The 13,166-nt window shown below is 61.3% G+C and carries 11 protein-coding genes; 4 read left to right on the top strand and 7 right to left on the bottom strand.

Annotated features, from left to right (window positions below; all coding sequences use genetic code 11):
* Positions 1-14: 14 nt before the first annotated feature.
* Genes flgK through H045_RS13155 form a run of 6 tightly spaced genes read right to left on the bottom strand, consistent with a single transcriptional unit; the run spans position 15 to position 6,804 of the window.
* Positions 15-2,060, bottom strand: coding sequence for a flagellar hook-associated protein FlgK (gene flgK, locus H045_RS13130; protein WP_015372595.1), 2,046 nt, complete (start codon positions 2,058-2,060; stop codon positions 15-17).
* A 10-nt stretch (positions 2,061-2,070) separates the two neighbouring features.
* A complete protein-coding gene (gene flgJ / locus H045_RS13135) occupies positions 2,071-3,339 on the bottom strand; it encodes a flagellar assembly peptidoglycan hydrolase FlgJ (RefSeq protein WP_015372596.1) in 1,269 nt (422 codons plus the stop codon).
* Between the two features lie 4 nt (positions 3,340-3,343).
* On the bottom strand, positions 3,344-4,450 hold the full coding sequence (locus tag H045_RS13140) for a flagellar basal body P-ring protein FlgI (protein WP_003230933.1): 1,107 nt from the start codon (positions 4,448-4,450) through the stop codon (positions 3,344-3,346).
* Positions 4,451-4,471: 21 nt separating this feature from the next.
* Positions 4,472-5,167 carry a flagellar basal body L-ring protein FlgH gene (gene flgH / locus H045_RS13145; protein ID WP_003230932.1) on the bottom strand — a complete coding sequence of 232 codons (696 nt, stop codon included), beginning with the start codon at positions 5,165-5,167 and terminating at the stop codon, positions 4,472-4,474.
* A 53-nt stretch (positions 5,168-5,220) separates the two neighbouring features.
* Positions 5,221-6,006, bottom strand: coding sequence for a flagellar basal-body rod protein FlgG (gene flgG / locus H045_RS13150; RefSeq protein ID WP_003230929.1), 786 nt, complete (start codon positions 6,004-6,006; stop codon positions 5,221-5,223).
* A gap of 57 nt (positions 6,007-6,063) precedes the next feature.
* Positions 6,064-6,804: a flagellar basal body rod protein FlgF gene (locus tag H045_RS13155; protein WP_003230926.1), complete on the bottom strand. Its 741-nt coding sequence runs from the start codon at positions 6,802-6,804 to the stop codon at positions 6,064-6,066.
* A 358-nt stretch (positions 6,805-7,162) separates the two neighbouring features.
* On the opposite strand from H045_RS13155, the gene H045_RS13160 reads away from it, so the two are divergent.
* A complete protein-coding gene (locus H045_RS13160) occupies positions 7,163-8,422 on the top strand; it encodes an IS256 family transposase (protein ID WP_015372597.1) in 1,260 nt (419 codons plus the stop codon).
* Positions 8,423-8,864: 442 nt separating this feature from the next.
* Here H045_RS13160 and H045_RS13165 read toward each other — a convergent pair whose 3' ends face one another.
* Positions 8,865-10,424: a sigma-54-dependent phenylalanine hydroxylase transcriptional regulator PhhR gene (locus H045_RS13165; protein WP_003238760.1), complete on the bottom strand. Its 1,560-nt coding sequence runs from the start codon at positions 10,422-10,424 to the stop codon at positions 8,865-8,867.
* Positions 10,425-10,680: 256 nt separating this feature from the next.
* Here H045_RS13165 and phhA point away from each other — a divergent pair, with 256 nt between their 5' ends.
* The 3 genes from phhA (at position 10,681) to H045_RS13180 (ending at position 13,118) form a co-directional block, all read left to right on the top strand.
* Complete coding sequence (gene phhA, locus H045_RS13170) at positions 10,681-11,472, top strand: phenylalanine 4-monooxygenase (protein WP_015372598.1); 792 nt, start codon at positions 10,681-10,683, stop codon at positions 11,470-11,472.
* Between the two features lie 96 nt (positions 11,473-11,568).
* Entirely contained in the window at positions 11,569-11,925 is a 357-nt protein-coding gene (locus tag H045_RS13175) for a 4a-hydroxytetrahydrobiopterin dehydratase (protein WP_003238764.1), read from the top strand.
* Complete coding sequence (locus H045_RS13180; RefSeq protein WP_015372599.1) at positions 11,925-13,118, top strand: amino acid aminotransferase; 1,194 nt, start codon at positions 11,925-11,927, stop codon at positions 13,116-13,118. Before H045_RS13175 ends, H045_RS13180 begins: the two co-directional genes overlap by 1 nt.
* The last annotated feature ends 48 nt before the right edge of the window (positions 13,119-13,166 follow it).

Raw genomic sequence — 13,166 nt, forward strand, 5'->3', positions numbered from 1 at the left:
CGTCCCAGGCTCCCTTAAAGACTATTGATCAGCGTACTGAAGGTTTCTTGCGCCGCCTTGATGATCTGCGACGACGCGGTGTAGTACTGCTGAAACTTGATCATGTCGCCCGCCTCTTCATCCAGGTTGACCTGGGATACCGAGTTGCGCGCGTCCTGGTTGGCCTTGAGCAGTGCGCCCGTGGCGGTGGTGTCGGTGTTGCCCGACGCCGCCTTGGCGCCGACGGTGGACACCAGTCGACTGTTGGCCCCGACCAGGCTCACGCCGCCGCCGTTGCCATCACTCAGGCCCACCGTAACCTTGGTCTGCAGGTCGAGCAGCGCCTGGGCGTTGCGGTTGTCCGACTTGCCCGTCGCATTGAACGAAAAGGTGGTGCTGTCGCCATTGGCGGGCGAGCCGGCGACAGTGGTATCGAACTTGAAGCTCTTGGCCGGCACCAGCACGGCGCCACTGGAATCACGCATCGGCACGTCGACCGTGATCTTGTTGGTCTGGCCCGGGATGATAGTGCCGCTGCCGATCGAGTTACCCTGGGCATCGTTGAGCGAGTAGCTCTGGGTGCCATCGGCGGCCGGCTTGCCGAACACCATTTTTACCGGCATCGAGTGTTCGATTCCGGTACGCAATTGCGCGGTGTCGGCGCCGCCGTGAATATCAATCGGCACGGTCAGGGTCGGCGGAGTGAAGGTGCCGGTACCCTGGTTGGTCTTGCTGCCCTCGCCCAACAACGGCGCGGCGAACGCGACTTTATTGGCGTCGGTCAGTTGGGTGCCGATCGTGGTCGCGCCGTTGGCGGTAGGGCTGACCTTGAAACTGTCGCCGGCGGCCATCGGCCCCTTGCCGTCCAGTGCCAGGGTGAAACCATCGATCACTGGCGGCGGCGCGGTATTGGTGTCGAACGCGCCCAGCGCCTTGCCGTCGGAGCGCATCACGGTGTAGGTGTTGCCACTGGTGAAGCTGACCTTGTAGTCGTAGGTCGACAGCTTGCTCGTGTCCTTGATCGTGACATTCAGGTTGCCGGAGCCGGCGCTGTTGCCGGCCGCGCCCTGGCTGCGCTGCGCAATGGCGGCGGCGCTGTTGATGTCCTTGAACAACGACGCACCGAAGTCACCGTTAAGGTCCAGGCCCTGGCCCAACTGGCTGTTGACGGTGTCGGCGGTGGCCAGTGCAATACGCCCCAGGTCGTTGATGGTGGGCGTCAGCACATCGCTGCGGTAACGCAACAGGCCACCGATGCTGCCACCGCTGAGCACATTGCCCAGGTCGATCGCGGTACCGCTGCCGGCATTGAGCTGGATAGTGTACTGGGTCGGGTCGCTTTTGCTGGGCACCGCCGAAATGCTGTTGGACTGGTCGCCCAGCACCAGGGACTGGCCACTGCCGGTGCTGACACTGAACACGCCATTCTTCTCGCCGGTGGTGACACCCACCAGCTCATTGAGCGAACGCACCGCCTCGTTGCGCGCATCCAGCAGGTTGGCCGGTGCACTGAGGTTGGAGCCCTGCGCCTGGGTAATCTGCTTGTTGAGCGAGGCAATCGAGGAGGTCAACTGGTTGACCTGATCACTCATGGTGCTCAACTGACCGTTGATCGACTCTTTCTGCTGGGTCAACTGGCTGGAGATTGCGTTGAAGCGGTTGCTCAGGGTTTGGGCGCTGGTCAGCAGCACCTGGCGGGCGGACACGTCGCTGGGGTTGGCCGCCGAGGTCTGCACGGCGGCAAAGAACCCACTCAACACCGAAGACATGCCGGTGGTCTTGTCCGACAAGGTCTTGTCGATGGCGCTGGCCTGGCCCGAATACGCCTTGGCGTCGTTATTGAGCGCCGTGCTGTTCTGGTAAGCCGCGTCGAGGAATTCGTTGTACACCCGGCGCACGTCGGCCAGGGTCGTACCGGTGCCGACAAACAACCCACCGTAGGGGTTGGCCGCGCTGGCGTTCTGCGTGGTCTGCTGACGCGAATAGCCCGAGGTATTGGCGTTGGCGATGTTGTTACTCAAGACTGACAACGACCCTTGAGCGGCGTTGAGCCCCGACATCCCGATACTGAGCAAACTCATGATTCAAACCTTATAAATGTGTGGTTGCGCCAGCGGCAGCGTAACTCTGGTAACTGCCCATCGTTTTTGCGATCTGCGAAATCTTGCTGGCGTAATCCGGGTCGGTTGCGTATCCGGCTTTTTGCAACTCGCGCACAAACTGTTCCGGGTTGTCGGCTGATTTCACAACATCTTTATAGCGGTCATTGCTTTGCAGCAACGTGACGAGGTCGTGGAAACTGTCCTGGTAGGACGTATAGGAACGGAACTGCGCCGTTTCCTTGACCATCGCCCCATCACGAAACTCGCTGGTGATCGCACGGGCCTGCTCGCCCTGCCAGCTTTTGCCGGCCTTGATACCAAACAGGTTGTGGCTGCTGCTGCCATCCTGGGCGCGCATCACCGACTTGCCCCAACCGGTTTCCAGGGCGGCCTGGGCCACCAGGTACTTCGGATCGATACCAATGCGCGCAGCGGCCGCTTTGGCCATCGGCAGCATGGTGGCGACAAATTCATCCTGCGAGCTGAACGCTTTCTTCGCCGGCGCCAACGGTGGCTGGGCCACAGCGCGGGCGTACACCTGCATCTGCCCGCTCGGCGCGGCAAACGCACGTGCGCTGCTGTTGACCACATTGTCGGCGGCCGCGCTGTTGCGCAGCGGCGCGTTTTTGGCGTCGATGGCCACCGGCGCGGTCGGCACGATGCCGGCGAGCAGGCGGTCGGTCAGCTTGCTCGGCAAGGCAATGCGGCGCTGATTCATCAGTGCCACGTCATTGCTGTGGGACGCCGCGCCGCCGGCCTGGGGCTCAGCCACACGGTACGCCCACAACGGCCGCTGGCCATTGGAGCGGCCCAGCGGGCCGGAGGCCTGGGTGCCGGCCGCGATCTCGGTCGGCACATCGACTTTCTTCGCCGGTTCCACTGCACCGGGGCCTTGCAGGGTGGCCGCCTGGGCGTCCACCGGCTTGTTCTTCTGCATCTGACGCATCAGCACATCCGCCAGGCCGATGCCGCCGCCCTCGCGGGACATCGACACCGCCAGCTGCTGGTCGTACATGTCCTGATACTGTTTGGCGGCATCGGTGTTCAGCGGGTTGTCTTCGCCCACGGCATCGGTGGCCTTGCGCATCGACTTAAGCATTTCGCTGAGAAACAGCGACTCGAATTCCTGCGCCACTTTGCGCATGTTTCCGTCGCTGTTCTTGTCGCCGACCTTCAGCTGGTTAAGCCGGTTCAAGTCGGAGTAAGACCCCGAGTCCGCCGTGCTGCTGATGCCGCTTTTGCGCATATCCATGGCCATGGCCTCAGATCACGATCAGGTCGGCTTGCAAGGCGCCGGCCTGTTTCAGGGCTTCGAGAATCGCCATCAAGTCGCCTGGCGCCGCGCCCACCTGGTTCACCGCACGGACGATCTCGTCCAGGGTGGTGCCGGGGCCGAACTTGAACATCGGCTTGGCTTCCTGCTGGGCATTGACCCGCGAGCGTGGCACCACGGCCGTCTGGCCGTTGGACAACGGGCCGGGCTGGCTGACGATCGGGTCTTCGGTAATGGTCACGGTCAGGCTGCCGTGTGTGACTGCCGCCGGCGAAACCTTGACGTTCTGGCCGATCACGATAGTGCCGGTACGCGAGTTGATGATGACCTTGGCCACCGCCTGGCCGGGATCGACCTCGAGGTTTTCCAGGATCGACAGATAATCGACGCGCTGGCTTGGGTCCAGTGGCGCGGTGACGCGCACGGAGCCACCGTCGATGGCCTGGGCCACGCCTGGGCCGAGCATGTCGTTGATCTTGTCGACCACACGTTTGGCAGTGGTGAAGTCGGAGCGGTTGAGGTTCAGGGTCAGGCTGTTGCCCTGGTTGAAACCGCTGGGCACGGTGCGTTCCACCGTGGCACCGCCGGGGATGCGTCCGGCTGACGGAACGTTGACGGTGATCTTCGAACCGTCGCGGCCCTCGGCGTCAAAACCGCCCACCACCAGGTTGCCCTGGGCGATGGCGTAGACGTTGCCGTCGATACCCTTGAGCGGCGTCATCAGCAAGGTGCCGCCACGCAGGCTCTTGGAGTTGCCGATGGACGACACGGTGATATCCACCACCTGGCCCGGCTTGGAGAACGCCGGCAAATCGGCGCTGATCGACACCGCCGCGACGTTTTTCAGTTGCACGTTGCCCGAACCCGCCGGCACCTTGATGCCGAACTGCGAGAGCATGTTGTTGAAGGTCTGCAGGGTGAACGGGGTTTGGGTGGTCTGGTCGCCCGTACCGCTGAGCCCCACCACCAGGCCGTAACCGATCAACTGGTTGGAGCGCACGCCGGAAATACTGGCGATGTCTTTCAGGCGCTCGGCCTGGGCGACCGCGCTCAGGCTCAGCAGGAGCGCCGCCGCCAGCAGTTGCTTGAGATTCAAAGTTCTCACCTTAATGGGCACCTAGAAAGGAAACAGCGGGCTAAGGAAGAAACGGTCGAACCAGCCCGGCTGGCTCGCATCGGCAAACGCGCCAGTGCCGGAGTACGTGATGCGGGCATCGGCGATGCGGGTCGACGGCACGGTGTTGTCGGTGGAAATATCATCTGCACGCACCATGCCAGCAATGCGCACCAGCTCGTCGCCGGTGTTGAGGGTCATCCACTTTTCACCGCGTACGGCGATGATGCCGTTGGGCAATACATCGGCCACGGTCACGGTGATCGAACCGGTAAGGCTGTTGCCCTGCCCTGCCGCGCTCTTGCCGTTGGTGGCGCGGTCGCCGCTGTAGCCGGCACTCAGGCTCAGGTCGCCATCGCCCAACGGATTATTGACGTTGGGCACGGCGCCGAACAACGAGGTGAGGCCGATGCCGGCCTTGCTGGTCTTGCCCACCTGGGAATTGGCGTTCTTGCTGGCCTGGGTACGCTCGTTCAGGGTGATGGTGATGATGTCACCGACCCGGAACGCCTTGCGGTCGCTGTACAGGTTCTGCTCGAAACCGGCCTGGTAAATCGAGCCATTGTTGGCGGCCGCCGGCAATGGCGTGCGCGGCAGCACCGGCGCGTAGTACGGGTCATTGGGTTTCGGCGACGGCGCGACACATCCCGCCAGCACGCTGATCCCACTCAATGCCAAAACACAAACAAAGCGATTCATGACCCTAACCTCACGGTGTTGCAGACGCGCTCGCAAGCGCCCCATAGACTTGATTACAGATTCTGCGTAACGAACGAAAGCATCTTGTCGGCGGTGGAAATCACCTTGGAGTTCATCTCGTAAGCGCGTTGAGTGGTGATCATGTTGACCATCTCCTCAACGGTGCTGACGTTGGAAGTTTCCAGGGTGCTTTGCAGGGTGGTGCCGAAACCGTTGAGGCCTGGGGTGCCGATCTGCGGCGCGCCGCTGGAGGCGGTTTCCAGGAACAGGTTGCCGCCCATGGCCTGCAGGCCGGCCGGGTTGATGAAGTCGGCGGTCTGCAGGTTGCCGATCACTTGCGACGCCGGGTTGCCGGCCACGGTGATCGACACGGTGCCGTCGTTACCGACGGTGAAGGTTTGCGCGTTGGCAGGCACTACAATCGCCGGCTCCAGGGCAAAACCGTTGGCGGTGACGACCTGACCGTTGGCGTCCAGGTGGAATGTGCCGTCACGGGTATAGGACGTGGTGCCATCTGGTTGCAGGATCTGGAAGAACCCCTTGCCGTTGATTGCCATGTCCAGGGGTTGCCCGGTTTGCTGCAGGTTACCGGCGGTGAAGTTTTTCTGGGTGCCGACGATCTGCACACCGGTACCCAGTTGCAGGCCCGACGGCAGTTCGCTGTCCTGGGTCGACTGGGCGCCCGGCTGCTTCTTGATCTGGTAGAGCAAGTCCTGGAACTCGGCGCGATCACGTTTGAAACCCGTGGTCGAGACGTTCGCCAGGTTGTTGGAAATGGTGGTCAGGTTGGTGTCCTGGGCGGACAAACCGGTTTTGGCAACCCATAGAGCCGGAAGCATGCTGTTCTCCTTCGTGCGCCTGATCGTTGGCGCCGTGCTGCGAAATTAGTGGGTGACTTAGCTCATCTGCATGACGCGAGTCATGGCCTGATCGTCTTCCTTGGCGCTGTTCATCATCTTGATGTGCAGCTCGAACTGTTTGGAAAGCGCCAGCACCGCGGTCATTTCCTCCACCGCGTTGACGTTGCTCGCCTGCAGGAACCCCGAGTTCAGCGTGACCCGCGCATCGGCCTGGGCAGGCTGGCCATCCTTGGTATGGATGGTGCCGTCCAGCCCCTTGGTCATGTTCTTGAGGTCCGGCTGGACCAGCTTGATGCGGTCCACTTCGGCCATCACCCGCGGGCCTTCGCCCATGGCACGGATGCTGATGGTGCCGTCGGTGCCCACTTCGATTTTCTGCTGGGGCGGCACGGCAATCGGACCGCCGTTGCCCATGATCGGCATGCCGTTGGCGGCGCGCAGTACGCCCAGCGCGTCCACATTCATGCTGGCGCTGCGCACGTAGGCTTCGCCGCCATCCGGGGTTTGCACGGCCATCCAGCCGTCGCCGCCGACAGCCACATCGAGGTCACGACCGGTTTCGATCATGGCACCCGGCGAGAAGTCAGTGCCCGGCCGTTCGGTCAGGGCAAACGCCCGCGCCGGAAAGCTGTCACCAAACACTGGCATCGAACGCGCCTGCTCCAGGTCGCGCTGGAAGCCGTTGGTGGAAATGTTCGCCAGATTGTTGGCATGGGCCTTCTGCGCCAGAGCATTCTGGCTGGCGCCGGTCATTGCCACGTAAAGGTATTTGTCCACGCTCTATCCTCTTTCTGACGGACGCTTGCCGCCCACCGCTGTACTGATGTGGCTTAAGCAATTTGCGGTCCAACTTTTTAGAATGGACGAAAGTGCAGGTGGGGCGGGGGTTTGGGGGGAGTTGGGGTGGGCGGATGGGTGGGGGATAGTCGAAAAAACGGCGGACTACTGCCGCGGGCGGCAAGTATCGGACTTGAAACTGACGCGGGTTGGTTTTTTTGGGGGGAGGTTGTGTACATATCCGTTATTTGGGTAACGGCGACTGGCTCGAAATGCCCGCACGCCGGCGTGGTTGACGGGGCGCCGGGACTGTCATAAATTTTGTGTTCGGGCATAACATGTTGATAGAGGTGCATGTATGCCGACCAAAAAGAAACCGGCCCGTGAGGCCCCGCGAGACCTTCCATCCATTCCCCAAGAGCTGATCGACCAGTTCGTCAGCGGCCCGATGAGTGCCGAAGCCATTCAGGATGCCTCGATGGCGTTCAAAAAGGCGCTGATCGAGCGAGCTCTTGGTGCCGAGTTGGGCCACCACCTTGGCTATCCTCAGGGCGCGGAGCGCCCTGAGGAATCGAGTAACCAGCGCAACGGCAAGAGCGGAAAAACGGTGCTAACCGATGACGGTCCGCTGCGTTTGGACATTCCCAGAGACCGTGATGGAAGCTTTGCTCCGATTCTGATCCCCAAACACGAACGGCGTTTTACCGGCTTCGATGACAAGATTATCGCGATGTATGCCCGAGGCATGACGGTTCGCGAAATCCGGGCGTTTCTCTCTGAACAGTACGGAACAGACGTCTCTCACGATTTCATCAGCTCAGTCACTGACGCAGTGTTGGAGGAGGTTACCGCCTGGCAACAGCGACCGCTTGAACCGATGTACCCGGTAATTTTCTTCGATGCATTGCGAGTCAAAATTCGCGACGAAGGCCTGGTTCGCAACAAAGCGATCTACTTGGCACTGGGAGTATTGCCGGACGGAACGCGAGATATTCTGGGCATTTGGATTGAAACAACCGAAGGCGCCAAATTTTGGATGAAGGTCTTTAACGACCTGAAAACCCGAGGCGTCGAAGACGTCTTGATCGCCGTAACTGACGGTCTCAAAGGCATGCCCGAAGCGCTGAGTGCTGTGTTTCCTGAGACGACGTTGCAGACCTGCATCGTCCACCTGATCCGTAACAGCCTCGATTACGCCCCGTGGGATAAGCGCCGTGAGCTGGCCAAGGCACTGAAACCGATCTATCAAGCACTTAATGCTGACGCCGCAGAACAAGCGCTACTGGCTTTCGAAGCCGGGCCTTGGGGTAAGCAATATCCGACAGTCGTATCGGCTTGGAAGCGTGCTTGGGATCGAGTTATCCCGTTCTTCGTGTTTCCCCCGGCGATACGCAAAGTGATCTACACAACCAATGCCATCGAGAGTATCAATGCCCAGTTGCGCAAGGTCATCAAGACGCGAGGCCACTTCCCAACGGATGAAGCCGCGACAAAGCTAATCTGGCTGGCATTACGAAATATCACCGCGAACTGGGGCAGTGCAGCTCATGATTGGAAGAACGCAATGAATCAATTTGCGATTCTGTACGGAGATCGATTTATCAGGCCGACCTGGTAAAGATAGGGCCTGCCTGACGGCAGGCCTTAACCGGCCCGAACACAAAAAATCTGACACTCTCGGGCGCCTGAGATCAAAATCAAAAGCCAAAGCAAAGCAGGGCAAAAGCATGATCTGTCACCAATCCGCTTCTCTGTGGGAGCTGGCTTGCCTGCGATGCAGACACCTCAATCCATCAGGAAAACCCAGTCGATGCCTTCGCAGGCAAGCCAGCTCCCACATTTACAACGTACGGCAGACAATCCCGGTCGGCTCTAAGGCCGCAGCGCTCTTGATCTTAGGCGCCCAGGCTTGGGCGAGGTGCCGAGTGTTGGGGCAAAAGCCCTTTGGTTATTTTGGGCTGGGCCGGCATTCCGGCTTTTCCAAAGTGAACCGCCGTAAGGGCGGAACCGCCAGTCGCCGTGACCTGAGAAACGGATATGTACCCCACCCAAAAAACCACTCACCCCCCTTTCACCACCCCATAATCGCGCAACTTATTGGCAATAGTCGTATGCGAAACCCCCAACCGCTTGCCCAACTGCCGACTACTGGAATGCTCCACGTACAACGCCTCCAACACTGCCTTCTCAAACCGCCCGACAATCGCCTCCAACCCCCCTTCCAGCGAAAAATCCCCCAGCGGCTGACGCACGCCATAATCGGGCAGTCGAATATGCTCCACCTTGACCACCCCGCCCTCACACAACGAAACCGCCTGAAACAACACATTCTCCAACTGCCGCACATTCCCCGGCCAATGGTAATGCGCAAGCCGGTCCATGGCCGCCGGCGCCAGTGTCGGCAGCGGGCAGCCGATCTGCCGGCTGGCCTGGTCGAGAAAGTGCTCCACCAACGGTGCCAGACCATCCAGGCACTCGCGTAACGGCGGGATGTGCAACGACAACACATTCAGCCGGTGATACAGGTCCTGGCGAAACTCCCCCCGCGCGCAGAGTTCGGACAAATCCACCTGGGTCGCGCAAATCACCCGCACATCCAGGTAAACCTCTTCATCGCTGCCCACCCGACGAAAGCAGCCGTCCTGCAGAAACCGCAGTAACTTCACCTGCAACCGCGCACTCATTTCCCCCACGCCATCAAGAAACAAGGTCCCGCCCGCCGTCAGTTCCAGCAGCCCGAGCTTGCCCTCGGCGCGCGCACCTTCAAATGCGCCGGGGCCGTAGCCGAACAGCTCGGTCTCGGCCATCGATTCCGGCAACCCCGCGCAGTTGAGCGCCATCAACGGCGATTGCCCACGCGGGCTGGCCAGATGGCAGGCGCGGGCCAGCAGTTCCTTGCCAGTGCCGGTTTCGCCTTCTATTAATAGCGGCGCATCCAACGGTGCCATGCGCCGTGCTTCGCGGACCACGGCGGCCATGACCCTGGAACTCTGGAAAATGCTGTCGAAGCCGCGCAACTCCTGCTTGCGCACGTTGTAGATGCGCTCACCGACGCGGTCAGCACGGTGCAGGGTCAGTACGGCGCCGGCCATGGCTTCGCTGTCGTCGTGTTCGGACGATTGCAGTGGCGCGATATCGGCCAGGAACACGTCGCCCTTGACCTTGACCCGCAAACCGTTGATGCGCGACTTGCTGGCGCGCACCAGCTCCGGCAAGTCGAAATCCTCGGCGTAGCGCGACAGCGGAATCCCCGGCACCTCGTCCACCCGCACTCCGAGCAACTGTGCAGCCGAACGGTTGGCAGCGACGATGGAGCCGCCCATATCGATCGACAGCACCGGAAACTCGAGGGCGCCAAGCAAAGCGTTGAGTTCCATGTGCCGGCGCTCGCTGGGCATCAGCCCTACCCGCTTCACGCCGAATACCCCGCCAATGGCCTCGAACTGCGGGCGCAAGGCCTGAAACTGCATGTTCACCAGGTTCGGGCAGTACAGGTAGATGGCGTTGCCATGCTCACCGCCGACCTCGCCCTTGGCGACGTTGACGCCGTATTCCACCAGCAGGTTGAGAATGTCCCGCAGAATGCCAATGCGGTTCTGGCAATGCACTTTGATACGCATGAAGAAACCCGAATAGTGGGAAGGCACCGCGTGTTTTTGCCGCTGCGCGCAGATTGTCGTCAAGATTATGTTACAGCCAGTGTCCTTTTCCCAGCCCAACGCCGTGACGAGCGCCTGTTCGTAACGAATACTTTACGAACCACGGTAACTTTTCCTGCAACATCTCCTTTAAAGCGGATGGAATCCCGCCCGGCACGGCGTATCAATACCGGTATCGCAGGACATAACAATAACGAACGCCTAGCAGGAGAACCCTATGAAGCAGACGCAATACGTGGCCCGCGAGCCCGATGCGCAAGGTTTTATCCATTACTCGCCGGAAGAACACGCGGTATGGAACACCCTGATCACGCGCCAACTGACTGTGATCGAGGGTCGCGCCTGCCAGGAATACCTGGACGGTATCGACAAGCTTGCCCTGCCACTGGACCGCATCCCGCAACTGGGCGAAATCAATCAAGTGCTGGCCGACACCACCGGGTGGCAAGTGGCCCGCGTGCCGGCGCTGATCCCCTTCCAGACTTTCTTCGAACTGCTCGCCAGCAAGCAGTTTCCGGTGGCCACCTTCATCCGCACCCGCGAGGAACTCGACTATCTGCAAGAGCCGGATATTTTCCACGAGATCTTCGGCCACTGCCCGCTGCTGACCAACCCCTGGTTCGCTGAATTCACCCACACCTACGGCAAGCTCGGCCTGGCGGCCACCAAGGAGCAACGGGTGTACCTGGCGCGTTTGTACTGGATGACCATCGAATTTGGCCTGGTCGATACCCCCGCCGGCCTGCGCATCTACGGTGGCGGTATTCTGTCGTCACCCAGAGAGACGGTGTACAGCCTGTCTGCGCAGCCCGAACATCAAGCCTTCGACCCGCTGGAAGCAATGCGCACGCCGTATCGCATCGACATCCTGCAACCGCTGTATTTTGTCTTGCCCGAGCTCAAGCGCCTGTTCGACGTCGCACAGGAAGACATCATGGGCATGGTCGAGCGCGGCATGCAGTTGGGGCTGCACGCGCCCAAGTTCCCACCCAAGCCCAAGGCTGCGTGAACCTTGTATTTTGAAGCCAGGTGAGTCTGTTCCCTGGCCGCGCGTTGCTTTAGGGTGACGCCACTGACCTTCACCTTTCGAATTCAGGACATCTCCATGACCACGTTGAACCAAGCCCACTGTGAAGCCTGCCGCGCCGACGCCCCGCAAGTCAGCGATGAAGAGTTGCCGGTGCTGCTCAAGCAGATCCCCGACTGGAACATCGAAGTGCGCGACGGCGTGATGCAACTGGAAAAAGTATTTCTGTTCAAGAACTTCAAATTCGCCCTGGCCTTCACCAACGCCGTGGGTGAAATCGCCGAAGCCGAGGGCCATCACCCCGGCCTGCTCACCGAATGGGGCAAGGTCACCGTGACGTGGTGGAGCCACTCGATCAAGGGCCTGCACCGCAACGACTTCATCATGGCCGCGCGCACCGACGAAGTGGCCACCGGCGCCGAGGGCCGCAAGTAATGCATTTCGATGCCATTGCCCGCGTGCCCGGCGACCCGATCCTGGGCCTGATGGACCTGTATGCCCAGGACACCAACCCGCACAAGTTCGACCTCGGCGTGGGCGTGTACAAGGATGATCAGGGCCTGACGCCGATTCCCCACGCGGTGAAACTCGCCGAGCAGCGCCTGGTGGACAGGCAGACCACCAAGACCTACATCGGCGGCCACGGCAATGCGGCTTTCGGCACCCTGCTCTGCGAACTGGTGCTGGGCGCCGATTCAACCGTGCTCGGCGAACGCCGCGCCGGCGCCACCCAGACGCCGGGCGGTACCGGCGCCCTGCGCCTGAGCGCCGACTTCATCGCCCAGAGCTTGCCCGGCCGCGGTGTCTGGCTGAGCAACCCGACATGGCCGATCCACGAAAGCATCTTCGCCAAAGCCGGGCTCAAGGTCAGCCACTACCCCTACGTGGGGGCTGACAATCGCCTGGACGTGGCGGCAATGCTGGCGACGCTGGCCACGGTGCCGGAGGGTGACGTGGTGCTGCTGCACGCCTGTTGCCACAACCCGACCGGTTTCGACCTGTCCCAGGATGACTGGCGCCATGTGTTGCAGATCGTGCGCGAGCGCCGGTTGCTGCCGCTGATCGACTTCGCCTACCAGGGCTTTGGCGACGGCCTGGAAGAAGACGCCTGGGCCGTGCGCCTGTTTGCCGCCCAGTTGCCCGAAGTGCTGGTGACCAGCTCGTGCTCGAAGAACTTCGGCCTCTACAGCGACCGTGTTGGCGCGCTGATCGTGTGTGCGGCCGATGCCGAGAAGCTCACGGATGTCCGCAGCCAATTGGCCAATACCGCGCGCAACCTGTGGTCGACGCCGCCGGATCATGGTGCGGCAGTGGTTGCAACCATCCTCGGCGACGAGGAACTGCGCGCTCTGTGGAGCGGCGAAGTCGAAGCCATGCGCTCGCGCATCGCGCAATTGCGTGCCGGGCTGGTGGACGCCCTGGCGCCGCACGGGCTGGCTGAGAAGTTTGCGCATATCGGGACGCAGCGCGGAATGTTTTCCTACACCGGCCTGAGTGCCGAGCAGGTCCAGCAACTGCGAGAAAAGCACAGCGTGTACCTGGTGAGTTCTGGACGGGCCAACGTCGCAGGCATGGATGCAACGCGCCTTACCCTGCTGGCCCAAGCCATCGCCGACGTCTTCAACTGACGAAACCGACGCTAAATGTGGGAGGCCCAAGCCCCCTTCCACATTTGG

Origin of the sequence: Pseudomonas poae RE*1-1-14 (assembly GCF_000336465.1) — a bacterium.
In the GTDB taxonomy this organism is placed as follows: domain Bacteria; phylum Pseudomonadota; class Gammaproteobacteria; order Pseudomonadales; family Pseudomonadaceae; genus Aquipseudomonas; species Aquipseudomonas poae.